The sequence below is a fragment of the Deltaproteobacteria bacterium genome (assembly GCA_016235345.1).
Classification (GTDB): domain Bacteria; phylum Desulfobacterota; class Desulfobacteria; order Desulfobacterales; family Desulfatibacillaceae; genus JACRLG01.
The window spans coordinates 67,870-93,704 of record JACRLG010000015.1 but is presented as its reverse complement, the minus strand read 5'-3'; the positions used below and the strand labels follow the sequence as shown (position 1 = coordinate 93,704).

At 56.9% G+C, this 25,835-nt stretch carries 23 protein-coding genes and 2 tRNA genes; 14 read left to right on the top strand and 11 right to left on the bottom strand.

All coding sequences use genetic code 11. The features are described 5' to 3' along the window. Positions 1-81: 81 nt before the first annotated feature. Together HZB23_07730 and HZB23_07725 are read right to left on the bottom strand one after the other, a co-directional pair. A complete protein-coding gene (locus tag HZB23_07730) occupies positions 82-528 on the bottom strand; it encodes a CBS domain-containing protein (GenBank protein ID MBI5844540.1) in 447 nt (148 codons plus the stop codon). An 87-nt stretch (positions 529-615) separates the two neighbouring features. Then, positions 616-1,914, bottom strand: a complete 1,299-nt coding sequence (locus HZB23_07725; protein MBI5844539.1) for a CBS domain-containing protein — start codon at positions 1,912-1,914, stop codon at positions 616-618. A gap of 241 nt (positions 1,915-2,155) precedes the next feature. On the opposite strand from HZB23_07725, the gene HZB23_07720 reads away from it, so the two are divergent. The 5 genes from HZB23_07720 (at position 2,156) to HZB23_07700 (ending at position 8,197) form a co-directional block, all read left to right on the top strand. Next, positions 2,156-3,040 (top strand): ankyrin repeat domain-containing protein, encoded by an 885-nt coding sequence (locus HZB23_07720; GenBank protein ID MBI5844538.1) that lies wholly within the window; start codon positions 2,156-2,158, stop codon positions 3,038-3,040. A 70-nt stretch (positions 3,041-3,110) separates the two neighbouring features. Beyond that, positions 3,111-4,703 carry an acyl-CoA dehydrogenase family protein gene (locus HZB23_07715; protein MBI5844537.1) on the top strand — a complete coding sequence of 531 codons (1,593 nt, stop codon included), beginning with the start codon at positions 3,111-3,113 and terminating at the stop codon, positions 4,701-4,703. Positions 4,704-4,952: 249 nt separating this feature from the next. After that, positions 4,953-5,321, top strand: a complete 369-nt coding sequence (locus tag HZB23_07710; protein ID MBI5844536.1) for a prepilin-type N-terminal cleavage/methylation domain-containing protein — start codon at positions 4,953-4,955, stop codon at positions 5,319-5,321. 102 nt (positions 5,322-5,423) lie between these two features. Beyond that, positions 5,424-7,505 (top strand): tetratricopeptide repeat protein, encoded by a 2,082-nt coding sequence (locus HZB23_07705; protein MBI5844535.1) that lies wholly within the window; start codon positions 5,424-5,426, stop codon positions 7,503-7,505. Then, positions 7,502-8,197, top strand: coding sequence for a glycosyltransferase family 2 protein (locus HZB23_07700; protein ID MBI5844534.1), 696 nt, complete (start codon positions 7,502-7,504; stop codon positions 8,195-8,197). The genes HZB23_07705 and HZB23_07700 overlap by 4 nt, the downstream gene beginning before the upstream one ends. 144 nt (positions 8,198-8,341) lie before the next feature. On the opposite strand, the gene HZB23_07695 is transcribed toward HZB23_07700, so the two are convergent. Next, on the bottom strand, positions 8,342-9,904 hold the full coding sequence (locus HZB23_07695) for a hypothetical protein (protein MBI5844533.1): 1,563 nt from the start codon (positions 9,902-9,904) through the stop codon (positions 8,342-8,344). Between the two features lie 359 nt (positions 9,905-10,263). Here HZB23_07695 and HZB23_07690 point away from each other — a divergent pair, with 359 nt between their 5' ends. The 8 genes from HZB23_07690 (at position 10,264) to HZB23_07655 (ending at position 18,446) form a co-directional block, all read left to right on the top strand. Then, the gene (locus tag HZB23_07690; protein ID MBI5844532.1) at positions 10,264-11,304 is read left to right on the top strand and encodes an alcohol dehydrogenase catalytic domain-containing protein; all 1,041 of its coding nucleotides are present in this window, start codon (positions 10,264-10,266) and stop codon (positions 11,302-11,304) included. 79 nt (positions 11,305-11,383) lie between these two features. After that, the gene (locus tag HZB23_07685; GenBank protein MBI5844531.1) at positions 11,384-11,692 is read left to right on the top strand and encodes a hypothetical protein; all 309 of its coding nucleotides are present in this window, start codon (positions 11,384-11,386) and stop codon (positions 11,690-11,692) included. Positions 11,693-12,242: 550 nt separating this feature from the next. Then, positions 12,243-13,622: an exodeoxyribonuclease VII large subunit gene (locus tag HZB23_07680; GenBank protein ID MBI5844530.1), complete on the top strand. Its 1,380-nt coding sequence runs from the start codon at positions 12,243-12,245 to the stop codon at positions 13,620-13,622. After that, positions 13,619-13,849 carry an exodeoxyribonuclease VII small subunit gene (xseB, locus tag HZB23_07675; protein MBI5844529.1) on the top strand — a complete coding sequence of 77 codons (231 nt, stop codon included), beginning with the start codon at positions 13,619-13,621 and terminating at the stop codon, positions 13,847-13,849. The genes HZB23_07680 and xseB overlap by 4 nt, the downstream gene beginning before the upstream one ends. Before the next feature lie 13 nt (positions 13,850-13,862). Beyond that, the gene (locus HZB23_07670; protein MBI5844528.1) at positions 13,863-14,750 is read left to right on the top strand and encodes a polyprenyl synthetase family protein; all 888 of its coding nucleotides are present in this window, start codon (positions 13,863-13,865) and stop codon (positions 14,748-14,750) included. A 26-nt stretch (positions 14,751-14,776) separates the two neighbouring features. After that, positions 14,777-16,636, top strand: a complete 1,860-nt coding sequence (locus HZB23_07665; GenBank protein ID MBI5844527.1) for a 1-deoxy-D-xylulose-5-phosphate synthase — start codon at positions 14,777-14,779, stop codon at positions 16,634-16,636. Beyond that, entirely contained in the window at positions 16,636-17,379 is a 744-nt protein-coding gene (locus tag HZB23_07660; GenBank protein MBI5844526.1) for a TlyA family RNA methyltransferase, read from the top strand. The genes HZB23_07665 and HZB23_07660 overlap by 1 nt, the downstream gene beginning before the upstream one ends. Further along, complete coding sequence (locus HZB23_07655; protein MBI5844525.1) at positions 17,352-18,446, top strand: tetratricopeptide repeat protein; 1,095 nt, start codon at positions 17,352-17,354, stop codon at positions 18,444-18,446. The genes HZB23_07660 and HZB23_07655 overlap by 28 nt, the downstream gene beginning before the upstream one ends. Before the next feature lie 72 nt (positions 18,447-18,518). Here the strand turns inward: HZB23_07655 and HZB23_07650 are convergent. The 8 genes from HZB23_07650 to HZB23_07615 all read right to left on the bottom strand — a co-directional run bounded on the left by HZB23_07650 (position 18,519) and on the right by HZB23_07615 (position 23,862). Continuing rightward, positions 18,519-18,593 (bottom strand) — tRNA-Cys (locus HZB23_07650). A 10-nt stretch (positions 18,594-18,603) separates the two neighbouring features. Continuing rightward, a tRNA-Gly gene (locus HZB23_07645) sits at positions 18,604-18,678 on the bottom strand. A gap of 321 nt (positions 18,679-18,999) precedes the next feature. Beyond that, positions 19,000-19,539: a CDP-diacylglycerol--glycerol-3-phosphate 3-phosphatidyltransferase gene (gene pgsA / locus HZB23_07640; GenBank protein ID MBI5844524.1), complete on the bottom strand. Its 540-nt coding sequence runs from the start codon at positions 19,537-19,539 to the stop codon at positions 19,000-19,002. Between the two features lie 166 nt (positions 19,540-19,705). Beyond that, the gene (locus HZB23_07635; protein ID MBI5844523.1) at positions 19,706-20,239 is read right to left on the bottom strand and encodes a prepilin-type N-terminal cleavage/methylation domain-containing protein; all 534 of its coding nucleotides are present in this window, start codon (positions 20,237-20,239) and stop codon (positions 19,706-19,708) included. Continuing rightward, positions 20,236-20,688 carry a type II secretion system major pseudopilin GspG gene (gspG, locus tag HZB23_07630; protein ID MBI5844522.1) on the bottom strand — a complete coding sequence of 151 codons (453 nt, stop codon included), beginning with the start codon at positions 20,686-20,688 and terminating at the stop codon, positions 20,236-20,238. Before gspG ends, HZB23_07635 begins: the two co-directional genes overlap by 4 nt. A gap of 48 nt (positions 20,689-20,736) precedes the next feature. Beyond that, positions 20,737-21,966, bottom strand: a complete 1,230-nt coding sequence (gene gspF, locus HZB23_07625; protein ID MBI5844521.1) for a type II secretion system inner membrane protein GspF — start codon at positions 21,964-21,966, stop codon at positions 20,737-20,739. Positions 21,967-21,969: 3 nt separating this feature from the next. Continuing rightward, positions 21,970-22,482 carry an NUDIX domain-containing protein gene (locus HZB23_07620; protein ID MBI5844520.1) on the bottom strand — a complete coding sequence of 171 codons (513 nt, stop codon included), beginning with the start codon at positions 22,480-22,482 and terminating at the stop codon, positions 21,970-21,972. Positions 22,483-22,581: 99 nt separating this feature from the next. After that, positions 22,582-23,862, bottom strand: coding sequence for a class II fructose-bisphosphate aldolase (locus HZB23_07615; protein ID MBI5844519.1), 1,281 nt, complete (start codon positions 23,860-23,862; stop codon positions 22,582-22,584). 367 nt (positions 23,863-24,229) lie between these two features. On the opposite strand from HZB23_07615, the gene HZB23_07610 reads away from it, so the two are divergent. After that, a complete protein-coding gene (locus HZB23_07610) occupies positions 24,230-25,813 on the top strand; it encodes an AMP-binding protein (GenBank protein ID MBI5844518.1) in 1,584 nt (527 codons plus the stop codon). The last annotated feature ends 22 nt before the right edge of the window (positions 25,814-25,835 follow it).

Here is a 25,835-nt window from a genome sequence, read left to right as displayed (position 1 = left end):
GTTTTTGGAGGTTGTTCCATCTGAGGGGACACCCCAAGGCAGGGCCGACCGGCCTGCCTTTTTCAGGTTGAAACGGGATGATCAGGGAACCATGGTCCGCAGAACGTCCTCCTTGCCCACCACCCCCACAAGAAGGCCGTTTTCAACAACCGGGAGGGTGTGAAATTTCTTCTCCACCATAAGTGTCGCGGCCTCCTCCACCGTTGAATCGGGAGCCACGAAAACCGGCTTTTCGGTCATTGCCTGGCCCACGGTGGCGGCGCTCATCTTGGCAAGCTCCTTTTCCATGCGCCCGCTTCCTATGGGCAGGATTCCGTCCAGAAGGGAAAAGAAGGAGGGCAGGGGGAAGCGCTTCTGGGTGGCTATTATGTCGCTCTGGCACAGAATGCCCACAAGCCTGCCATTTCCGTCCACCACCGGCACGCCGTTTATGCGCCGGTCCAGAAGAATCTGGGCGGCCTTTGCTATCTCAAGGTCGGGCGTAACCGTCACCACGTCTTTTGTCATTATTTCGGACACCTTGCGCATAAATAATCCTCTCGTTTCCAGGTGTGGGAAAAGAATATATTGGGGAAACCAAATTTTTTCAAAGCCGTGTTCATGCCTTGAAAAAAGCTACTCCGGCAGAAGGTCGTAATAGTAGATCATGGCGTCCGAACGGGTGAAAATGCCTATGAGCTGGCCCTCGTCCACCACGGGAAGCCTTCCTATGTCGTGTTTCACCATGAGCCTGGCGGCTTCGGGAACCCCCATGTTGGGGGGCGCGGTGGTTACGTCCGTTGACATGAAGGCCCTTACAGGCGCTCTCCACTGGGAGGTCTTTTTCAGCTTGTTGACGTCGCGCCGCGAGATTACGCCCAAGAGCCTGCCTTCCGACACCACAGGCATTCCCGAATATTTCTTGTTTTCCAGGATTTTCGCCACCTCGTCCATCTTCATTTCAGGATCGATGGATTCCACTGGAAAGGACATGAGGTCGCCTATGGTGGCGGAGCTTCTTCTGTTGTCGCGGATGAGTTCCAGGATCCATTCCTTGACGCCCTCGGAGCTGACGTCCTTCAGCATGGCCGAGGCCGCCGCCGGGTGCCCGCCGCCGCCCATGGTCCGCATCATCTTGCCAACGTCCAGTCCGTCAACCCCGCTCCGGGCGATGACTATGGTTCTTTTCTGCTCCGGGTCGGTAAAAATGCCGAAGGCGGCATCGAGGTTCAAGATGTCGCGGTACATGTGGACAACCAGGGAGAGCCCGTTTATGTGGCCCTTTATCTCCATGGCGCAGATGCTTATGCGGAAACCGTTGGCCTTTATGCGTTCCGCGTTTTGAAGCATCTCGTAGAGGATGTCCTTTTGTTTTGGGCCGTAGGTGGGGCGAAGGAAATTTTCAAGCACGCTCAAGTCGGCGAAGTTGGCCAGCAAAAATGCGACGGCGTAGGCGTCCCTTGAGGTGGTGGAGGGAAAGGTGAGGTTGCCGGTGTCCTCGTAGATTCCGGCCAGAAACAGGGTTGCCTGCATGGGTGAAATGGGGATGGCCCGCTTCTGGATTTCCTCCACTAGTATGGTCGTGCATGCGCCCGTGGTCTCCTGGTGGATTTCTTCGGGGTCCATGTCCGTTTCGGCGTTGTGGTGATCCCATACGTGAACCGTAAGGCCCTGCTTTTTTTTGAGCTGGGCGAGCTGGTCTATCCGGCCCCACTGGTTGACGTCCGTAACTATCAGCCGGTCGGCCTGGGAAAGGTCGAGGTCCCTTGCTAGGGAGAAGTTGAACAGGTCCTTGTGGATGGACAAAAAGCCTTTTACGTTGGCGTTGATCCTGCCTGGAATGACGAGAACCGCTTCGGGGTATAACAGTCCAGCCGCAACCAGCGAGGCCACGGCGTCAAAATCGGAGCTGTTGTGGGTCGTTACGATGTCCACGGGGTTCCTTTTCGTCGAGTGCCGGAAAAACAGCCCATTGAAGGCGTCCTGGCCGTTTTAAGATAATGCCGCTGCGTTTGCTTGAATTGCGGCGGCCCGATGTTTGAGAAGGTCCGCCCCCGGGCCGGCATCTTTGGGATTGAAGGGAGAAATTGCTTCCATCATCGATCAATACTATATAATAAAGGTGTAAAGCGTGTAAAGAAAGACATGAGCGCGGACCTTGAAAGGCGGGTGGGGTATGAAGATTGTCTTTTCGGGATTTCTGGCCTTTTTGCTCCTTTGCGGTTCACCCGGCCTGGGCCGGGCGGGCGCTGAAAGGATCGATACGTCCTGGACCCCTCTCATGAAGGCCGCATTTTCGGGAGACATAAAGGCGCTTGCCGCTCTTCTGGCTCAAAAGCCGGGGCTTGAAAAGAAAAACAGGGACGGCGACACCGCCCTCGTCCTTGCAAGCGAGGCCGGATACGTTCCATGCGTCACAGCCCTGGTTGAGGCGGGGGCGGACATCAACGTAAAATCCGGCAGGATAGGGCTCACGCCCCTGATGCTTCTGGCGGACAAGGGGCTCACGAACCCGGTGGAGGACCTTTGCCGGAAAGGGGCCAGGGTGGACGCAAAAACCGTTCACGGCCAGACCGCGCTTTACCTTGCCTCTTTTCGGGGACACGCCGAAACTGCGGCGGTTCTTCTAAGGTACAAGGCCGACCCCAACGCCAGGGACAAGGTGGGCCAGACGCCGCTTCTTCTGTCGATCCAGGCGGGGCATCACCACGTTGCCAAAATGCTTCTGGGATACGGCGCGAAACCGAACATTCCGGGAGGCCCGGAACAGCAGGACGCGCTCATGGCCGCAACCATAACCGGAAACCCGGAACTGGTGAGGCTTTTACTTAAAAAGGGGGCGAGCGTCCGAACCAGGGACTTTGACGGCATGACCGCCCTCATGTACGCGGCGGAAAGCGGCCACGCGGAAATCGCAAGGATTCTGCTGGAAAACGGCGCGGACTACGATGAAAAGGACAACGAAGGAATGTCCGCCCTGGGCTGGGCCGCCCAGTCCGGATACACCGACATAGTGAACCTCATGCTTTCCGGCAGGTACAACAGGCCCGGAAAAAAGTGACGGGCAAAAAATTCAACCGTTTCGGCCTAAAAGGCTTAAGGCTCAATGTTATTGAAGGAAGGATCAGGCCATGACTTATCCGAATCCCGACAATCCTTACAGCTTCAATGAATTTCTGGAATGGCGCAAAAATTTCGATTTCTACGCAGATGACCCCTTTCTTCAGAAGGTCCTGGCCCGTTTTGCAGGCGCGGACTTTCCGGCGGTGGACAAGGCTGCGAGGCTCCTGTCCCCAAAGGCGTCCTTTCGATGGAGGGATCTGGCCGAGGCCGCAGCCTCGCCTGAAAACCGGCCCTTTCTGGTGAATTACGACGGCCACGGAAACAGGGTGGACCGCATCGTAAGGCCAATGGAAACCCTTCTTATGGAGCGGGAGGTCTTTTCCGAAGCCCTGTTTTCCGAAAGGACATCGCCCTGGGAGCGGGTGATAAAGATGTTCCTCATCGCCGAAAATTCCGAATCCTGCCTGGTCTGCCCCATTACCTGCACAGAAGGCCTGGCGGAACTTATCAGGCGTTTCGCCGACACCGATGAACTTAAGGGCATACTGGCCCACATCGCTGAGGGTATTGACGGAAATTTCGCAATAGGCGCGCAGTACCTTTCCGAAATCCAGGGCGGAAGCGACGTGGCGGCCAATCTCCTGGAGGCTGTCCCCGAAAACGGGCATTTCAGGCTCTACGGAAAAAAATTCTTCTGCTCCGCCACCCACGCCGACTACGCGGTGGTCACGGCCAAGCCGCGCGGAAGCGAAAAGGTGGGCGTCTTCGTGGTTCCATCCTGGCTGCCCGGAAACAGGGAACGCGAGATCAGAAACGGCTACACCATAGACCGCATAAAGTGGAAGATGGGAACCGCCGAGCTGACCACGGGCGAGATAACCTACAACGGCGCGCTTGCCTATCAGGTCGGCCCGCTTGACCGTGGGATCGCAAACGCAGTGGGAATAGTGCTTACCCTTTCGCGCATGACCATAGCCTTGGGCGGGGCAGCCGGGCTTGTCCGGGCTTCGAGGGAGGCCCTTCGCTACGCGGATTTCCGAAAGGCCTTCGGGGTGAAATTGACCGATTTCCCCATGGTGAGGATGGATTTGGAGGTCGTTTCCGACGCGGCCATGCGCTCCACCGTTGGGTGTTTTGCGGTTTACGACGAATTTTTCAGGATGCCGGGGGGCCTGGAAGGCGGCCTGGGCAAGAACGAGGAGCCGGAGATCAAGAAAAGACGGTTTCGCCTGCGCCAGCTCATAATGCTTCAAAAGATAACCGTAGCCCAGGATTCGGTGGACATGCTCAGAAAGGCCATGTCTATTTTCGGCGGGCACGGCGTTATGGAGGATTTCTCCATATTGCCCCGCCTGTACCGGGACGCGGCGGTGAACGAGCTATGGGAAGGTCCCAGAAACGTGCTTCTGACCCAGATGTACAGGGATTTCAAGAGGGCCGCCGCGTGGTATCCGCCTAAAGCCTTTGTGCGTGACCTGCTGAAAGGGGCCGAAACGGATGTGGTATCGGAATTTTCAGGTGAAATAACCGATCTTACGGGGCCTGACGATCTTTTTGGCGAGGGCGCGGAAGAGCTTTGCCTGCGCTGGGACTGTTTCTGCGAGGACCTTTTTCACGCCTGGCAGGCGGTTCAGCTCGATCTTTTGGAGTCAGATCAATAATCAGGCCCGGCGAGAGGGAAAAATTCCCGCTTTAACCGGTGAAAATCCCCGCATCGATGGCCAACGGGTCCGGGAGGGGGGTTGTTTTCATTGATCATGCGATTTGTTTTGTCTTGGCACGCATCATGCATTCATATAAAACCAAACACCGAGTGTCAAAGGGGGCCAAAAACCCGGAGTCCTGAGACACCCAATTCCACGGCCGAAAGGCTCTGTAACACCACACTAAAAAAAGGAGATACTACCATGATGCTTCAGAAACTCACCCGCAAGGACAAAGGCTTCACCCTCATCGAACTCATGATCGTCATCGCCATTATCGGTATCTTGGCGGCCATCGCAATCCCGAACTTCATCGCCTATCGTAAGCGTTCCTACAACGCGGCAGCCAACTCCGATGCCAAGAACGCCTACACTGCGGCCCAGGCCTATTTCACCGACAACCCCACCGGAACTGCGACTCTGGCATTGATCAAGAGCAACGGCTATGTCCAGAGCGCCAACGTGACCACCACCGTTGCGGCTGGCACCCAGGGCACACTGTCCATCACCGCGACCCACGGCTCCGGCGACAAGACCTACACCGTAGCCTCCGACGGCACCATCACCGCTGCATAGCAGTAGCATGAAGAGGGGAGGAGGAGACGAAAGTTTCCTCCTCCCTTTTTTTTTGTATCATATAGAGTCTGCCTCCCGGAAACGCCAAAGCAAGAAAAAAACATGCGAGACAGAAGCCTTGCTTCGATCGTCGAAAATGGCGCGTCCAGCCTGCGCGGTAAGGAACTCGTTGCGGTTGCGCTTCTTTTTTTCGCGATTCTTGCAGGATACGCGAACAGCTTTTACAGCCCATTTGTTTATGACGATTTAAACAATATCGTAGCCAACCCCAATGTACACGCCTCGCATTTTTCACTTCGGGAATTATCCAAAAGTTTTTTCAACAACGAAATCAATTCAAGGCCCTTGGCCTATCTCTCATTCGCCGTAAACCACGCCTTTCACGGCCTTTCGGTTTTCGGCTATCATCTGGTCAATTTCATCGTGCATTTCGCCGTTGCGGTGGTCCTGTTCTTTCTTTTCCGAACCATGCTTTTACTGTTGAAACCGGAAAACGGAAAAAGCGCCGCTCTTCTCGGCGCATTTTTGGCCGCCCTTTTATGGGCCGTCCATCCCATCCAGGCAAACGCGGTAAGCTTCATCGTCCAGCGCATGACATCCATGTGTGGCCTGTTTTTTTTCCTCGCCATCTGGTTTTATGTTATGGCCCGCACCGGCAGGATGCCCGCCTTTTTCTTCGTTCTTTGCGGGGCGTGCTTCCTTCTGGCCTTGGGCTTCAAGGAAAACGCGCTGCTTTTGCCCCTCAATTTCGGGCTGATCGAAATAATTTTTTTTGAAACCAAGTGGAGCAGACGCCAAAAATTGATCGCCGCCGTCATGGCCGTGGCCTTGCTGACGATAGCGGCTTTAAGGGCCTGGATGCTCTGGGGCCGCCTGGAAGCGGCTTATGCGGATCGTTACTTCACCGTATTCGAGCGCCTTCTCACCGAACCCAGGATTTTGTTCTTCTACCTTGGCCTTATGGCATTTCCCTGGACGGAGCGCTTCGCCCTTCTTCACGACGCAGAGGTCTCCCGATCCCTTTTCTCCCCCGCCACAACCTTGCCAGCTGTCTTCGGGGTGCTGCTTCTCATTTTCTGGGCCCTGTGGATGGCAAGGCGTCAACGCCTCCTGTCCTTCGCCATTCTTTTCTTTTTCCTAAATCACCTGCTGGAAAGCACAATTTTGCCCCTTGAGCTCGTCTACGAGCATCGAAATTACGTCCCATCGGCCTTTTTGTTCCTTCCGGTGGGCGCAGCCCTTGCGAGCGTATGGGAAAAAGGCGTCCGGCAGTCCCTCCCGGCTTTGCTGGCTGTAATTTTCGCGGGCCTTTTCGTGGCGCTCTCAATTTTTTCGGTGCACGAAATAAACCGCAACTTTTCCTCCGAAGAGCGCCTGTGGCGATATCACATAAAAAAATACCCAGCCTATTCGCTTCCCCATTCCCATCTTGGTGAGGCTTACTGGCAAAGGAGCATGACCAAAGCCTGCGTCGAGTGTCGGGCTGCAGTTGAATTAAACAGGTTCAACAGTAAATCCCAGGCGGCCATGGCCCTTTACAATACCGGCGTATGCCATCTTCATTTGAATAAGGACCCGAAGACGGCGATTTCCCTGTTCAGGCAGGCCCTTAAAACGATTCCCGATTACATTCCGGGCTTAAACTCCCTTTCTCTGGCGCAGCTTGCGGCTGGCGATACCGAAAACGCCCTTGAAACCGCCACCGGAAGCCTTTCGTATTTTCCCAAAAATCCGGCGCTGTCGGAAACACTCGCCCTGATCTTCGTTCAGAAAAAGGAGTATGAAAAGGCGGTGGAAACTGCGAAAAAGGCCCTTGCCGCCAAGGCCGGGGCAACGTCTTTTCACGCGGTTATAGGGGCTGCTTTCGCAAGGATGGGGGACCTCGAAAAAAGCGCCGCCCATTGGGATATCTTTCTCAAGGATTATTCCATGGATATTCGCGGACTGGTCTCTCTGGCCTATCTGAACGCGAGGCTTGGGCGCAGGGATTCGGGAGGAGTCGTCGACAGGCTTTTCGGCATGATTCCTCCCGGGCAGGTTGATGAATTCATCGCCTTTTGCAAGGCCGATCCGGTATTCATGCTTTATGTTCCTCTTGATGACGATTTATGGCCTATAATAAAGCGGATACTGGAAGACAGGCAGGCCCGGAATTCCGAAGGCGGCAAAAAGGAGGTCCATTGAAACTTTCCATAGTGATTCCGGTATATAATGAGGAAAAAACCATAAGCCAGGTGCTCGATGGGGTTTTGGCGGTAAACCTTCCCGGAATTGAAAGGGAAATAGTGGCGGTTAACGACTGCTCCACAGACCGTACCCTGGACGTGCTTAAAGGAATCGAAAAATCCGGGGCCATAAGGCTTTTCTCCCACGAAAAAAACATGGGCAAGGGCGCGGCCCTCAGAACCGGGTTCGCCTCGGTAACGGGCGACATAGTCCTTGTTCAGGACGCCGATCTCGAATACGACCCTGCCGAGTACCCAAGGCTTCTGGCCCCCATACTTCAGGGCAAGGCCGACGTCGTTTACGGCTCCCGCTTCGTTGGCGGCGACGTGCACAGGGTGCTCTATTTCTGGCATTCGGTGGGCAACCGCTTCCTGACCCTTTTGTCCAACATGTTCACGAACTTGAATCTTACCGACATGGAGGTCTGTTACAAGGTTTTCAGACGCGAAATACTGGACAAAATCAAAATTGAGGAAAACCGCTTCGGTTTCGAGCCGGAAATAACCGCCAAGGTTGCGAAGCTCAAATGCAGGATTTACGAGGTGGGCATATCGTATTCGGGCCGGACCTACGCGGAAGGAAAAAAAATCGGCGCAAAGGACGGGTTCAAGGCCCTGTGGTGCATCATCAAGTATAATCTTTTCAGATAAGGGCAGGGCAGGGGGCCTGCCGCTTTGGCCTTAAAAAAGGGAAGGGCGGGTTTATCAAAACCGGGCCGCCCTTTCAAAATTCAGCCTTTCTGCTTATTCCCTTCACCTCGCGGCTTTTCTCCCCAAAAACTGCCAGCGGTCCTTTTACGGAAAAAACGGCTCGATGGGAGATGCGGAATAATCGAAACTCCCGGTAACGACCCTTGCCAGCATTTCATGGTTTTTGGGGCTGTTTTTTATGAAGACCATGGAAAGCCTGTCATAATAAACGCAAAGCCAGGCCATGTCCTTTTGGGCCGCAAGTTTTTGAAAATATGGAATCTGGCGGGCGATTATAACGTCCGACGGGAATTTTTCCACCAGCCTTTTCCATCCCGCCTCGTCGTCAATGGCCAGAAAATGCGGGTCGATCACCGAATCCGGGTAGGATGTGGTGAACCTGCCGTCTATGGAAACCTTCGATTCCGGGTAAAGGTGCCATAAAACGTATTCGCCCCAGTCGAAAGGCACCAGCATGTTCCCATGTATCCTGTTCTTTTTCATGAAGGCAACCGCATGGGCCGGGTACTTGTCGAAGTCCACGAATATCCGGCTGCCGGAGGCTGCGTAAATGCTTGCTCCACGGGCCGTGAGCATGGCCGCCGAAAGGCATATGAAAACGGTGATGGCCAATTTCGAGGGCGGCGAGATGGACACCCCCGGATATCTGCTTTTCAAATCCCGGACCTTGTTTGATGCGTGATTCACGATAAAGGGCATTGCAGCCATGGCGAAAAAGACGCTGTGGCGCTCGTGTTTTAGGGTTGCGAAAAGGGTCATGGCGACAGCCCAGAATTCCCAGCCTCGCACGTGTTTCCGGTCGAAGATTGCGCACAGAAGGTAAAGGGCCATTAGCGCCTTTACGTAAGGATAGGAAAGATCGAAAAGGTGGAGCCGGTTCCACTCGGTTATGTCGGGCGTGAAGGTGAGGGTCTCCCAGAGGAAAACGTGGAGCCGGTATCCGTAAGGGTTGATGAGGGTCGCAAGGTTTAGGGCGATGAAGGCGGCCCAGATTTTCCAAAGGCCATCCCTTTTCCTTCTCAATATTACGTGGGAAAAGGTCTCCCAGCCCGTCACCACAAGCATCAGTGCCCAGCCCATCAAAAAGCCGCCGTGCAGGTTGACCCAAAGGGCCGTAAGTATCGGAAGCAGGAACAGGAGGTTCCGTCGGCCGGTGAAGTAAAGCTGCAGCACGTACAGGAATACGCCGAAAAACAGGAAGGAAAAAAGCTGGGGCCTTATCATAAATCCGGGGGACATGCCGATTACCGCCAGCACCCCCGTTACGGCCAGCACCAGGGGATTTACCGTGCGCCTGAAACAGGCAAGAATCAGAAATCCCAGGGCGGCAAAGCCCATCAGCAGTTTCCCGTACAAGAGCCCGGCGTCGGAAAAGGCCGTGTAGACGAGGTAAAAGATTACCTCGCAAAGCCATTCGTGGTTGATCCAGGTGTAGCCGTAGGCGGTGAAGGAATAGGGGTCGGTCCATTCGAGCGCCCCCTGTTTGACGTGGTCCATGCCGAACTTTAAGTGCCCCCACAGATCGGGGTCGGCTGTGACCAGTGAGAACAGATGAAAGGCCGATGCGAAAATGATAAAAAAAACCGATATGGTCAGCAGCTTTTCGTAATCGGCTTTTGAAGATGTCGTGTTTGCGAGGGGTTCCATCGATGGAGGGCTTTCTTCATCAATTTTTTGGAGTGAGGGCAAGGATTGACGCTTTTTTGAAAAGCCTTGCAATGCCTTTGGAATCGAAAACCTTTAATTTTCATAGTTTATCAGCGGGCAAAGCCCGTGCGCAAGCATATTGTAAAACAAAACGTACCGGCCTTGACATGCTGGTTTTACGGTCGTAAAACATTTGCGAATGCCTTATAAGCCGACAATAGCCTGTTGCCGGTGTTTTAATCATACCCATCGGGCGTCAAAAGTTCAGTCATCAGTTTAAATATTAGTTTAAGATTCAATGATTACAGAAAGGAAGACAACTTATGGCCGCCGAGGACCACAACACCGTTCCCGATGTCATGAACGTCGCCGTCTACTACAATAACCGGGACGTGCGCCTGGAAACAAGGCCGGTACCCGCCATAGGAAGCCGGGAAATCCTGGTGAAAATTCTGGCCAGCGGCATCTGTGGCAGCGACGTCATGGAATGGTACCGCATCAAAAAGGCCCCCATAGTACTGGGACATGAAATAACCGGCGTCGTGGTCAAAACCGGCTCGGAGGTGAAAAGGTTCAAGCCCGGCGACAGGGTCTTCGTGACCCACCATGTGCCTTGCAACACCTGCGCTTACTGCGCCGAGGGCCTTCACACCGTGTGCGACACTTTGCGCACCACAACCTTCGATCCGGGCGGCTTCTCACAGTACGTGCGGGTTCCTGAAATAAACGTTGACCGGGGGACGCTCAAACTGCCGGACGAGGTGAGCTTCGAGGACGGCTCCTTCATCGAGCCCCTTGGCTGCGTGTGGCGGGCGCAACAGCGTATGGCGCGCCTTCAGCCCGGCTGGAGCGTCCTGGTCCTGGGAGCCGGAATATCGGGCCTTTTGCACGTGGCCCTGGCAAAGGCCCTTGGGGCAGGGCGCATAATGGCCACGGACGTTAACGAATACCGGCTTGAAGCGGCCAAAGCCGTCGGGGCCGACAAGGTGATCCACGCCGGACAGGACGTTCCGGCCTGGGTGAGAAAGGTCAACGACGGGCGGGGCGCAAGGCTGGTCCTTGTCTGCGCGGGGGCACTATCGGTATACAGGCAGGCATTGCAGAGTGTGGACAGGGGTGGCACGGTCCTGGTTTTCGCCCCCACAGATCCTGGCGTGGAGTTTCCCATACCCATAAACACCCTCTGGCAGGACGGTGTCACCTGGACCCAGTCCTACGGCGCAGGCCCGGCGGACTGCGCTGCGGCGCTTTCCCTCATACGCCACAACAGGGTGCCGGTCAAAAGCCTCATAACCCACAGGCTGCCCCTGAGCGGGACGGGCCGGGGCTTTTCGCTGGTTTCAGGCGCAGCGGGGGAGGACTCCATAAAGGTCCTCATAATGCCTCACGAGGGCATATGATTCCGATTTTTCCTTAAAGGGGCGTCCCGAAAAGGGACCGGCACTTGACGGACGCCCCGATTTACGCAAAAAGAGCTTCATGAACAAGACCGCCATACTGACGGAGCTGAAAAACCTCGCTGAAAAGCTCGGCATCGGCGTGGTGGAGCGGGTTTTGCTCAAAAGCCCGGTGCACGTGAGAAGCGGCCTGTGCGTGGTGCGCGGCAAAACCCGCATAATCCTCGAACGCAAGCTCGCCGAAAGCGAGAAAATCGCCATTATGGCCGAAAGCCTGGCCAAAATGAATCTGGACGACGTCTACGTGATGCCTCACATAAGGGACATAATCTCGCAGCACGCCAAAAGCCCGTCCAGCAATGAATCCGGTCATTCCCGCAACAGCCATTGACTTTACGCAGATTTTCCCGCCGAATATTTCCTGGGCTTTGGATTCTTAAGATTACCAGCATCATCTTTGTCCGATTCGTGGGGGTGACAGGCAAAGACGGCGATCCCGTTCGCGCCGAGCCCGTCACGGGGCCGGTTTTCTGGAGAACTGCGCAGTTGAGGTTTCCGGCATATCAATAACGTCCGATAATATATATTATGTTAACTTTTGGAATCGTGAAGATGATTCCAAAAATTAACATAATATATGGGAGGCTTCGGGGTTCGCCCCGCCTCCCCCACAGGAGGCTTTCGGGCCGGGCTTAGATTAAAAACTGAAAAGCAAGGAAAAGGCTTGCTGGGAAGATGGACTATCTGAATGTAGGTTGGGTGATCCCGGACCTTCGGCCCGGAACCACCCAACCTACCGGAGACCGCCCGCTGCCGACCGTCGACTTTCACCATCGCCCCTATCTCGTTAGTTCCTTGCGGGTAATCGCCTTCTGTGGTACGTGCAGTATGGAATTTATTGAATATCCGGCGTCGAATGGACTTTTTCCCAGGGCTTATTCATGGACACCCCATACAGGCCGGTTCAAAGGCGGATTCTCACGATTTCCGAGTTTTCCGGGCTCGTCAAAAAGACCCTGGAGGATGCCTACCCCTATGTCTGGGTCACGGGCGAAATCTCCAACTTTTCGGCCCCGTCCTCCGGCCACTTTTATTTTTCCCTCAAAGACCTTGGCGCGCAGGTAAAGTGCGTGATGTGGAAAGGCATCAACCGGCACCTGAAATTTTCCCCCGCCGACGGCATGGCCGCCATCGCCCTTGGCCGGGTTTCGGTCTACGAGCCCCAGGGCGCGTACCAGCTCATCATCGAGCACCTGGAGCCCGCCGGTATCGGCGCTTTGGCGGTGGCCTTCATGCAGATGAAGGAAAAGCTGGAAAAGGAAGGCCTCTTCGACCAGAAACGCAAAAGGCCCCTGCCCTTTCTGCCCGGTTTCGTAAGTGTCATCACCTCGCCCACCGGCGCGGTCATCCACGACATCCTCCGGGTAGCCGGGAAAAGATACGAAAACGCAAGAATCCAGGTGGTCCCGGTAAAGGTCCAGGGCGAGACCAGCGCGGCTGAAATCGTGGCCGCCCTCGAAACGGTGAACAGGAGGGCCGAGGCTGACGTCATAATACTGGCCCGTGGCGGCGGAAGCCTGGAGGATCTGGCCCCCTTCAACACCGAGGCCGTGGCCAGGGCCGTTCATAGCTCCGCAATTCCGGTGGTCTCCGCCGTGGGCCATGAGACCGACACCACCATCTGCGACTTCGTGGCCGACCAAAGGGCCCCCACCCCAACCGCCGCCGCCCAGATGGTGTGGCCGGAAAAGGAGGCCTGGGTCCAGCGGATCGACGAAAACGCCATGCGCCTGACAAACCTCATGAAAAGGCTTCTGGAGAGAAAATCCCTGGTCCTCGAACACAACACCCGCCGCCTGATCCCGCCCAATGAAATGGCGGCCCGGTCCAAGGCCCGGCTCGAAAGCCTGATGTATAAGCTGGAATCCTCGATTCTGCGAAACATCGAAAACCGCGCCCGCCTTTCCCTTGGGCTCAAAGACCGGCTCATGGATTCCGGCCCCCAATCACGCGCACAAAAACTTAAATCAACACTTGAACTTTTTGATCTCAAGCTGCGCCATTCGCTGGCCGGGGCCATCACTGGCCGGGAAGCCTCTTTGAACGGCGCAACCGGACGCCTTAAAGCCCTCTCCCCAAGAGCGGTGCTGGAACGAGGCTACTCCATAACCCTAAGCGTTCCCAGAAAGGCCGTCATTCGGCGAAGCGACATGGTTCATGAAGGTCAACCCGTCGAAATAACCCTTGGGTCCGGCTCTCTGATCTGCCGGGTGGAAAAAACCGCAGGCCCCAAGCCCGGAAAGGAAACGGAATCACCATGAAAAAGCCCTCCTTTGAAACGGCCATGGCCGAGCTTGAAAAAATCGTAAGGGAAATGGAAACCGGCGAGCTTTCCCTTGACGCATCCCTGAAAAAATTCGAGGACGGAATGCGCCTCTCGCGCCTGTGCGCCGAAAAGCTTGATGAAGTGCAGAAAAAAGTGACCATATTGATGTCGGGCGATAACGGCTCGCGGGAAGAGGCTTTCGAGCCCGGCTCTGACGAATAGGAAAATTCCTGCAATGAATATCAAATCCTATCTTGCCGAAAAGAGCGCCCTGGTTGAAAAAGCGCTTGAAAAAATTTTGGGCGGGCTTCCACAAGACAGCCGGGTGGCCGCCGCCATGTGCTACAGCGTGCGTGCGGGCGGAAAGCGGATACGTCCCATTTTGTGCATCGCCTCAGCCGAGGCCGTGGGAGGGCGCGCCAAGGATGTAATGGACGCGGCCTGCGCCCTGGAGCTCATCCACACCTTTTCCCTGATTCACGACGACCTTCCGGGCCTGGACAACGACGACCTCCGTCGCGGAAAGCCAACCTGCCACAAGGCCTTTGACGAGGCCACCGCCATCCTGGCCGGGGACGCCCTCTTGAACCTGGCCTTTGAAATGCTGACGGAAAAAGCCGATGGTGATGCGGATGAGCTTGCCCGGCGTTTTCGGGTGATTCACTCCATAGCAAAAGGCGTGGGTTTGAGCGGCATGATAGAAGGCCAGATGCACGACATCCTTGGTGAAAAATGCCGGCTTGATCTGGCCGAACTTGAAACCATGCACGGCCTGAAAACCGGCGCTCTGATATCGGCCTCGGTTTTTGCCGGTGCGTGTATGGCCAAGGCCAGACCGGAACAGATCGTGGCCCTGGAAAAATTTTCGCGTTTGATCGGCCTGGCCTTTCAGGTGGCTGACGATATCTTGAACGTGGTGGGCGACCCTGCCATAATGGGCAAGGCTAAAGGAACCGACGCCGCCCGCAGCAAGAGCACCTACCCTGCCCTTCTGGGCCTTGACGGGGCAAGGGATTTCGGAAACAGCCTCGTCGCCGATGCGTTGGAGGCCCTTTCCGGCTTTGATGAAAAAAGCGCTCCGCTTGCAGCAATCGCCAGATATGTCATTGAACGCACCCATTAGAATAAGGCCTTAAACGCTTGAACGCGATTAAATACCTGGATAAGATTGAAGGCCCCCAAGACCTCAAGAAGCTCTCCGAAAGCGCCCTTGCCGACCTTGCCGACGAGGTGCGCTGGACCATAATCGAAACCGTTTCCAAGACCGGCGGCCATCTGGCCCCCAGCCTTGGGGTGGTGGAGCTTGCCGTTGCCATTCACAGGGTTTTCGACGCCCCGAAAGACAAGATCGTATGGGACGTGGGCCACCAGGCCTATGCCCACAAGATTCTGACCGGCAGGTACGACCGCTTTGACACCCTTCGCCAGGACGGCGGGCTTTCGGGCTTCGTGCGCATGAGCGAAAGCCCCTACGACGCCTTCACCGTGGGCCATTCCAGCACATCCATTTCAGCGGCCCTGGGCATGGCCTGCGCCAAGTCGCTTTCACACGACCCGGCCAAGGTGGTGGCCATAATCGGCGACGGGTCCATGACCGCCGGAATGGCCTACGAGGCCCTGAACCAGGCGGGCGGCCTGCACAAGGACCTCATCGTCGTTTTGAACGACAACGAGATGTCCATAGCCCCCAACGTGGGCGCGCTTTCCTCCTTCGTGAGCCGGAAGCTGTCCTCGTCGCGCAGGTTCCTTGGGCTTAGGAACGAGTTCAAGCGTTTCCTCAAACCAGGCTCCATGCGCTACGGCCTGATGAAGCGGGTTGAGGAATCCCTGAAAACCTTTCTCACCCCAGGAATGCTTTTCGAGGCCTTTGACTTCCAGTATCTGGGACCCATTCCGGGCCACAGGCTGGATCATCTCATTGAGGCCCTGGAAACCGCGAAAACCGTGAACGCCCCCGCCCTGGTCCACGTCATCACCAAAAAGGGCAAGGGCTACCCCCCTGCGGAGGCCAACCCCACCTATTTTCACGGCGTGGGCTCCTTCGAGATTTCCACCGGCGCTTGCGCAAGCTCCGACAAGACCCGGCTCACCTACACCCAGGCCTTTGGGGACACTCTCCTGCGCCTTGCGGAGAAGAATGAAAAAATCGTTGCCGTCACTGCGGCCATGCCCGAAGGAACCGGGCTCGCCCCATTCGCCAGGGCATATCCGCTCCGCTTTTTCGACGTGGGGATAGCCGAGCAGCACGGCGTGACCTTCGCTGCAGGGCTGGCCGCCGAAGGATACCGCCCGGTTGTGGCAATCTATTCCACCTTTATTCAAAGGGCCTTTGACCAGGTTCTGCACGACGTCTGCATCGAGCGCCTCCCGGTGCTATTCGCCCTGGACCGGGCGGGCCTTGTGGGCGAGGACGGCCCCACCCATCACGGGGCCTTTGACCTGAGTTTTCTGCGCTCCATACCCAACCTTGTCCTCATGGCCCCCAGGGACGAGGCGGAGCTTGCCCGAATGCTGGCCACGGGCCTAGCGCTCAACGGCCCGTCGGCAATACGCTATCCCAGGGGCGTCGGCGTGGGGACGCCGCTTCCGGACAACCCCGAACCCATCCCCATCGGCCAGGCGGAAATCCTTCGCCGGGGCGGCCACTGCGTCATACTGGCCGTGGGCCGCATGGTCTGCGAGGCCATGAGCGCGGCCACCGAGCTGGCCCTTGGGGGCATCGAAACAACGGTGGTTGACGCACGTTTCATAAAGCCCCTGGACGAGGCCCTCATCCTCGAACTTTGCCGGGAAATTCCGAGGCTTGTCACGGTGGAGGAAAACGCCCTCTGCGGAGGCTTCGGCGGAGCAGTGCTGGAATGCCTTGCGGACAACGGCCTTGGCGGGGTAAGGGTCAGCCGGATCGGGATAATGGACCAGTTCGTTGAGCACGGGCCGCAGCCGGTTCTAAGGCGGCGCTACGGACTTGACGCCGCAGGCATAGCCCACGCCGTAAGGCAGGTGGTCTGATGGCCAAAAAGCGCCTGGACTGCCTCCTTGTGGAAAGGGGGCTTGCGCCTTCCAGGCAGCGGGCCCAGTCCTTCATAATGGCGGGCCTGGTTCTGGTGGACGGCTCCCCGGGCCGCAAGGCCGGGGACATGGTGGCTGAAGACGCCGCCATAACGGTAAAAGGCTGCGACATGCCCTATGTAAGCAGGGGGGGCCTCAAGCTGGAGGCGGCCCTCGACGCCTTTTCGGTGGACCCCACGGGCCTTTTCTGCCTGGACATCGGCGCGTCCACCGGCGGCTTCACCGACTGCCTGCTCTCGCGCGGGGCAAGGGCCGTGCTTGCCGTTGACGTGGGCTACGGCCAGTTTGCCTGGAAACTCAGGCAGGACCCACGGGTCACCCTCCTCGAACGAACCAACATCCGTAACCTGACCATCGACATGATGCCTGGGCCGGCGGATATCATCGTCATCGACGTTTCCTTCATCTCCCTCACCCTGGTCCTGCCCAAGGCCAAGGAGCTGCTTTCCGGGGGCGGAAGAATAATCCCCCTGGTCAAGCCCCAGTTCGAGGTGGGAAAGGGCCTTGTGGGAAAAAAAGGCGTGGTGCGCGATCCTGTTTTACATGCCGGGGTTCTTGACAGTATAATTAAGTTTGCGCAAAATTATGGCTTCAATTGCCTTGGACCCGTGGAGTCCCCTCTTTTGGGACCGGAAGGAAACAAGGAGTTTCTACTATGCCTTGCAATGAATACAGTCGACTGAAATTTTGGCCGGATAGACTCGGCGTTCTCGTTTTTTTCGCCGTTTTTTTCATGGCGGCCTCCCTGGCTGCGGAAACCGACGGACCGCCCTTTAAAGACCCCGACGACGCCATAAAATTCTATACGGCGGAAATTATCAAAAACCCGGAAAACGGCGTTGCTTTCCGGGAGCGCGGGCTTGCCTGGGCGAAGAAAAAGGATGAGGGAAAAGCCCTTTCGGATTTCGACACGGCGGTGAACATCAATCCCAGGGATTACTCCGCCCTGGCCAACCGTGGCATGATATGGGCCGCCAGGGGCTTCCAGGACAAGGCCATGGCCGACTTCACACGGGCGGTATGGATGAACGGGGGCAAGGACCCGGAAATCTTGTTCAACAGGGGCCTTTTGTGGGGGGATTTGGGGCGAAACGACAAGGCGAAAGAGGATTTCAGCCGGGCCATAGCCATAAGGCCCTCATACGGCAAGGCCTACCTTTACCGGGGAAGGCTTCTCCTTGAAGAGGATGAAATCGACAAGGCCCTGGAGGATTTCTCCCTGTGCGTCAAACACCTTCCCGATGACGCGAGGGGCTATTTTTACAGGGGCCTTGTGTTTGATCGCAAGGGGGATTTCAAGGCGGCCTTAAGCGACCTGGACAAGGCCATCGGGCTTAATTCCAAGCAGGACAGATTCTATTTCCACCGGGGAGACGTTCTGGCCAAGTCGGGCGACCTGAAAAAGGCTCTCGCCGACTTTGACCGGGCCATCGCCATGAACCGGGATTTCCTGCGGGCCTTTTACCGCCGGGGAACGGTATGGGCGGGCATGGGCCGCCACGACAAGGCCCTGGGGGACTACACCATGTCCCTTTCCATCCTGTCTCTGGCCCGCAACCTGAGCGGCTCCATGATGGAGACCTTTCTGAAAACCAACGATTGGATCCCGGAAACCTTCTACCACCGGGCCATTTCCTACGAGGCCGAGGGGCTTAAGAAGGAGGCTTTGGAAGACGCTGGCAGAGCCGTGTTTTTCAATCCCGACAGCCCGGCATACAAGGAGCTTAAAGAGAGGCTCTCGAAGCAGTAAGACCCAAAAGCTGATTTACGGCGATAAAAAAGGGTGACCGGAATTTCCGGCCACCCTTTTGATTCTGTGATGTGGAGGCGGCATCCGGATTTGAACCGGAGTATAACGGTTTTGCAGACCGCTGCCTTACCACTTGGCTATGCCGCCAAAAAAAAACTGGAGCGGGAAACGGGATTTGAACCCGCGACTTCAACCTTGGCAAGGTTGCACTCTACCGCTGAGTTATTCCCGCTCAAGCGAGCCCTTTCTATATCCAGGCCCCTTTCATGTCAAGAAAAAGTTACGGTCCCCTTGAAAAAACATTCACCCCTTAGGGCTTTGCTGTAACGGTATCTGTAACTTACTGATATAATGCTATTTTTTCAGCAAGCCCGGGTCCGGCTCAACGCAGGGGCGGCTATATTGCAGTTGCCGTCCTCGATTGTCGGCGGTTTCGGCAGGTTGGACGGTTCCGCACAAAGTGCGGGTTCACCCGGCATTTTCTTGTTCAGGCTCAAATTGTTGGGTGAACCCGTGCCTTCGGCCCGGAACCACCCAACCTACGGTGCCGCACTCAGCGCATCAGGCGGGAAAAGTTTCTGAAGTAGTCCATCCCCGAAAGGATGGTGAGAAAGAGGGCGACCCACAGGGTTATTATGCCCAGAAGGTGGAAGGAAATCCCCAGGTAGGTGAAGTGGATCAGAAGGGGGATGAGAGCGCCGATCTGGAACCCGGTCTTCCACTTGCCGAGCTTTTCGGCGGCGATCACCACGCCCTTTTCGGCGGCTATGCCCCGAAGCCCGGTGATGGCCAGCTCACGGCCCACGATGACGCATACGATCCAGCCCTCCACCCTCTGGACGGAGGTTAGCATTATGAGCGTTGCGATCACCAGGAGCTTGTCCGCCAAAGGGTCCATGAATTTCCCAAGGGTGGACACGATGGCGTAGCGCCGCGCATAGTAGCCGTCCAGGTAATCCGTAATGGCCGCCGCGCTGAAAACCAGGGCCGCGATAAAACAGAGCAGCTGGTTGTCGGGCCAGAAAAGCAGCACCACGATACCGGGCGTGGCGGCTATGCGGCCCAGCGTGAGAAGGTTGGGCAACTGGCGCATGGCCTGTGACGGAGCGGGATTTTCCATGTCGGGCTTTTTTCCGTGAATTGATTATAAGGCGCCTGATATGACCTGTTGGGCGATTATGGAATCAGGCCGCAAAAGGTTATGGGAATTATGACCGAAGACCTGTCTCAACGGCCCGAATTAGCTTTTTTTCAAGAGCTTACGTGTTCTGGCTGTCCAGTTCTGCGAAGCCCTCCACCTGCCTTATGCCGCCCAGAAAGGGCTCGAAAAAAAGGGTGAGCTTTCTGGATTTGTCAGAAACCTGCACCGCCGCCTGCTCCACGTAGCCTTCCTTGCTCACGCGGATCAAAACCTGGCCCTGCCGGACCGTCCCCTTGCCCGGGGTCTCCACCTGGGTTATGGTCACCCCCTCCGGAAAAGGAGTGAGATCGGCTTTTTTTTCCCCGGTCCCGGCCTCGCCTTCCTGGGCTTCCTGGCCGATTTTCTGGGCGTCCAGGTCCAATACCAGGAAACGGGCCTTTTGCTGCGCGACGGCCTCCCGCTTCCGGGCCTCCAACTGGGCCGTTACTAGCCGCACGGTCTTTTCCAGGCCGCCCACCCTGCCCCCAAGGTCAAGCCTTGGTATGACCACCGCAAACATGACGGAAATGAGAACGATCACCACCACCAGTTCCATGAGGGTGAAACCGTCAGGCCTCCCCAAGGTTCCGGGCATGGCGGAAACGGACCTCACTCTATTTCCCAGCTGTTGATGTCGGCGTTATAATCTTCGCCGCCCGCCTGGCCGTCAGCGCCCAGGGACGTCAAATCGAAATCCCCGTGCGTTCCGGGGCAGGTGTAAATGTAATCGTGCTTCCAGGGGTCCTGGGGCGTCTTCCCGCCCTTGATGTAGCCGCCCTTGGCCCAGCGCGCCGCGTCTTCGGCGCTGGTGGGCGGGGTGACAAGGGCCGTAAGCCCCTGGTCGGTTCCGGGATAATGCCCCACGTCCAGCCTGTAACGGTTGATGGCCGTGTCCAGGGCCTCCATGTCCATTTTGGCCCTGGAAACCTTGGCCTTGTCAGGGGCGTCCATGAACTTGGGAACCACCGCAACCGCAAGGATTCCCAGAATGACTATGACAACCATGAGTTCAAGAAGGGTGAAACCCGCCTCATTTGCGGTCCCTTTGCGGATTTTTTTCATTTTTTTTGCCTCCGAAGCAACGGCGATGATTTTTTGGCTCACTTTTTTTCAGCCCGCAAGCTGGCTCATTTCAAAAATGGGCAACAGTATGGATATTACCACAAAACCCACAACCACCGCCATGCAAAGAATCATTACAGGCTCCAGAAGGGTGGTCATGGAGTCTATGGCGGCCTCGGCCTCGCCCTGGTAGAGGTCGGCCACCTTTTCCAGCATGGCTTCGAGCGCCCCGCTGTGCTCGCCAACCCCCATCATCTGCACCGCCACAACCGGGAACAACCCGCCGGCAGCCAGGGATTCCCCAAGGCCCCTGCCCTCCCCCACCTTTTCCGAGGCCTGGGCCACCATGTTCCGCAGAACCTGATTGTCCACCACGGCCTTTACGATTTCAAGGGCCGCCAGCATGGGAACCCCGTTGGCGAGGAGCGAGCCTAAGGTGCGGGAAAACCGGGCTACCGCGAGTTTCAAAACCAGCCCGCCCAGGATGGGGATTTTGAGGATGGTCTCGTCCACGTAGAGCCGCCCCTTTTCCGTGCGGCGGGCGCGGTTCAGCATGAAGGCCGCAGCGGCGATTGCTGCGGCCATGACCCACCAGAAGGAGCGGATGGCTGAGCTTACCCCCAGAAGAATACGCGTGGGCGTGGGCAACGCCCTGTCCACCTCCTGGAAGATGGCGGTGATGGATGGCACGATATAAACCATGAGCACCATCATGACGGCGGTTCCCAGGAACATCATCACAACCGGGTAGACCATGGCCTTCTGGACCCGGAGCTTTGAAGCCTCCTGGCGCTCGAAGAGGTCGGCAAGGCGGGAAAGTACGATTTCCAGAGCGCCGGAGGCCTCCCCGGCCCGCACCATGTTGATGTAAATGGAGGGGAATATCTTGGGATGCCGGGCAAGGGCCTGGGCAAGGCTCTGGCCCTCCACTATGCAGTCCTTAACCTGGGCCATCACCTTTTTGAGGCGAGGGTTGTCGGTTTGGGGAACCAGGATTTCCAGGGCCGTCACAAGGGGCATTCCGGCCCCGGCAAGGGTGGCGAGCTGGCGCGTCATGATGGACACCGACCGGGTTTTCACCCCGCCGAAAAGGCCGGGTATCCGGATGGATTTCGAGGATTGCCCGTCTTCCGCAGTCTTTGCGGTTTCCTTGATCCCGGTGGGGAAAAGGCCGTCGTCCCTGAGCTTCTGGCGGGCGGTGAAGGGGCTGTCTGCATCCACGATGCCCGTGCGTTTTTTCCCCTTTCCGTCAAGGGCGCTGTATTCAAAAACCGGCATGGGCTATATCTCTCTGTAACCTGCCTGGTAGATGCGGACAAAACGCTTGTGGCTCTCGAACACTATTTCCGGAAAATCCTCTTCTGCGAAAAAACCTATGTCGCTCGCATCATCGCCCGCAAGGGGGGAGCCCGAGTAGTCCCTAACGAGATAGCCCACCAGAAGAACGCAGTTGTTGGCGAAGGTGCGGCTTACCGTGACTCCCAGAAGGTCCCCGATGCGCCCCTTAAGGGAGGTTTCCTCGTAAAGTTCCCGGAGGGCGCACTCCTCGGCGCTTTCGCCTATCTCCATGAACCCGCCCGGAAGGCACCAGCCGCCGATGTGAGGCTCGGCCCCCCGCCGCACGAAGCAGATGCGGTCCAGCGCGTCAACCACCACAACGGCGGTGGCGGGAACCGGGTTTTCATAGAGGGGGGCCTGGCAGGCCTCGCACCAGAGGCGTTCCCGGCCCTCGGCCTGCTTAAGAACCAGGGGGTGACCGCAAAAATGGCAGAAATGCTTTTCCCGTGGGGGCATAAAAGCTCATGTAACACTTGAAGTTATTGATGATTCCCCGCTGTTTTTCATGTGGTATGGAAACAGGGGGAAGTTTTTCAAATGGGTTGGGGCAGGCGCTCAGTCATCGAAATTTCCCGCCGTCTCCGCCTCCTGGGCCAGGGTTTTCGCCCTTTCCCGGATTTTTTCCGGCGTCCATTCCGCCGGGTTCTCGATCACTCCCGCCTTGGGGCCGAGGTCGTGGGAGCCCGCCGAAAGAAGGGCTTCAATGGCAAAGGGGGCGGTGTCGGCGCTGTTGAAGACGTTTTTGATGAGTCCGTAGGCGAAATCCTCCACAGCCTTGGCCATGCGCTCCCGAATCGCGGTGGGCTGGGCCATTATGGCGGATTCAAAGGGAAGATTCAACTTTTTGTAGTCTCCGCCCTTTAAGCCCTTGGACGCGGCGTAGGCGGTCATCTCCTCCCAGAGTTCATCCATCACGCCCTGGCCCTTCTTCTTCACGAACTGGCCGTCCGGCCCGAACTGGGCGTTTCCGTAATCGTTGACATCAAGGCCCCAGGCTATCATCTGAAAGGCCGTGGCCACGTTGGCCTTGGTGGTGCGGGTCCTGGCGGCTATGGCCTTCAATTTTTCAGTGGAGTTGCCGCTGGTTCCGTGCTGGGCGCCGGAGACCGCGTAGGGCCTTATGGCCTCGTGGATTTTCGCCGTAAGCTCCACGTTGATTCCCGCTCCGGTGGCCTCGATCCCGTGGGTGGTGCCGTTATTGAGGGCTATCCATTCCGGTGATATGCCGTGGGCGTTTAAGCCCCGTATCAGAAAAAGCGCCTCCTCCGGGGTGGAAAGCCCGCTTTCGCCCTTTATTTCGCCCACCTCGGTTTCAAGGCCGCTCCAGTCGGGAATGACCGGGTAGAGGTCCAGGACCGAGAGAAGGTTTTCGTCGTCGGGAAGATGGCTTGCGTCGATGGCTATGGAGGTGATGCCCGCCTCGAAAATGGTGGGGATTTCCTGCTTGGCGAATTTAAGGTCTGACGGCTTCTTTATTCCGTAGTGGTCGGCGTGGATCACCACCGGAACCGTCATGTGAAGCTCGTTCATGACCTGGTCGCACTGGCGGGCGATGTTAAAGAAGGTGGTGGGACAATAGGTGCCCTCGGAGCGCGCGATCTCCAGTATAACCACCGCGTTGGCCCGCTGGGCTGCGGCCAGAACGCCCCTTATGGTGATGTGGTTGCGTCCGTTGGCGGCCAGGATCATGCACCCGCCCTTGGCGCTTGCCGCCCGGTCGGCGGCCTTGCCGCTCACGATAAGGGCCTTGGAATTGGGGAAAAGCCTTTTGATGTTGGGGGGTCTTCCAACTTCGAGAGCTCTTTCAAAGTCCTTGCTGTATCCCGTGGTGCTCATACCCGTCACTCCTTTTCATTCGTTTGAATCGAAAAAAATTCAAGATGGCGGATTCCGTCGGCAAAAGGCGGATTTTTTTGGCTGCGCGTTAAGTCGGCTTGGAATGAGGCTTGGAACGGATCAGGGTTTACGATTGAAACGGGAACAATGGGCGCTTGGCGACAGCTGTATAAGTATGATTCCGGCCCACATCTCCTATTACCACATACTTATGAAAAAGGAAAATCAAAGAAGGAATTCGGCCCCTATTTTTAATTGTAAAAAAAAGCCCGCATCGCATCTTTAGAGGAAACTTGACCGGAAAGAGATTTTGCGTGTATCTTCGGTTTATTGGGAGTACCACCGGAAAAGCCATCAAGGAGCGCTCGTGATAATCACAGAGATATTGGCCCGTAACGCGCGGATGTACGGCGCGGACACGGCCCTCGTGGAAAGGGACCCCGAAAAGCGGCTGAGGCGCGAGATTTCCTGGCAGGCTTTTCACGAAACCGGCAACCGGCTCGCCAATGCCCTTATCAAAAGGGGCGTCCAAAAGGGCGACCGCGTGATATGCCTTATGACCAACTGCCTGGAGTGGCTTCCGGTCTATTTCGGAATCCTTCGCACAGGGGCGGTGGCAGCCCCCCTCAATTTCCGTTTCGGGGCCGATGAAATCCGCCACTGCGCCAATGTAGCCGAGGCCAGGGCCTTCATCTTCGGGCCGGAATTCACGGGAAAAATCGCCTCCATCAAAAAAGACCTCGATAAAACCGTGGGCACCTACATTTTTTCCGGCGTAAGGGACCTCTGCCCCGACTGGGCCGTGCTTCTTTCGGATTTTATCGATAGCGAGCCCCCGGACGACCCTTCAGTCGAAATCGTCCTTGCCGACCGGGCCGCCATCTATTTTACCAGCGGCACCACCGGAACTCCCAAGGCCGCCCTTCTCACCCACCGGAACCTGGAATTCGCCTGTTATCTCGAAAACCGCCACCACAACCAAACAAGGCGCGACAACTTCCTGTGCATCCCCCCCCTTTACCACGCCGGGGCCAAGATGCACTGGTTCGGCAACTTCATAGTGGGCGCCAAGGCCGTCATATTAAAGGGCGTAAAGCCCGAATGGATACTTGAGGCCGTGAGCGAAGAGGAGGCCACGGTGGTCTGGCTCCTGGTCCCCTGGGCCCTGGACATCCTTTTCGCCATAAAATCCGGCGAGGTCCGTCTTTCCAAGTATAAGCTCTCCCAATGGCGGCTCATGCACATAGGGGCCCAGCCCGTGCCGCCGAGCCTGGTGCTTGAATGGCTGAAGCAGTTCCCGAACCAGCAGTACGACACCAACTACGGCCTGACCGAGTGTTCGGGGCCGGGCTGCGTACATCTGGGCGTTGAAAACCCCCACAAGGTGGGGGCCATAGGACGCCCCGGCTTTGACTGGGAAACCAGGATCACCGATATGGATGGCGGCCCCGTGAAGCCGGGCGAGCCGGGCGAACTCTGGGTGCGCGGGCCGGGAGTCATGACCGGGTATTACAGGAACGCAGAAGCCACGGAAGCGGTACTCAAAGACGGCTGGCTCGCAACGGGCGACATGGCCAAAACCGACGAGGACGGCTTCATCTGGCTGGTTGACCGCAAAAAGGACGTGATCATCTCCGGCGGGGAAAACATCTATCCGGTCGAGATCGAAAACTTCCTGCACACCCATGACAAAATCGCCGACGCCGCCGTTATCGGCCTTCCGAGCCTTCGGCTGGGGGAGATTCCCGCAGCGGTGATAAAGGTGAAGGAGGGGCAAACCATAACGATGGAGGAGCTTGACGCCTTCTGCGAGGGGCTTCCCCGGTACAAGCGTCCCAGGCGCTACTTTTTCGGCGAGGTTCCGCGAAACCCCACGGGAAAGATCGAAAAGCCCAAGCTCCGCAAGCGCTACGCCGGCATGGAGGAAAGTTTCAAGGTGGCCAAGGAATGATTTTTTCCTTTTTGCTGCATGA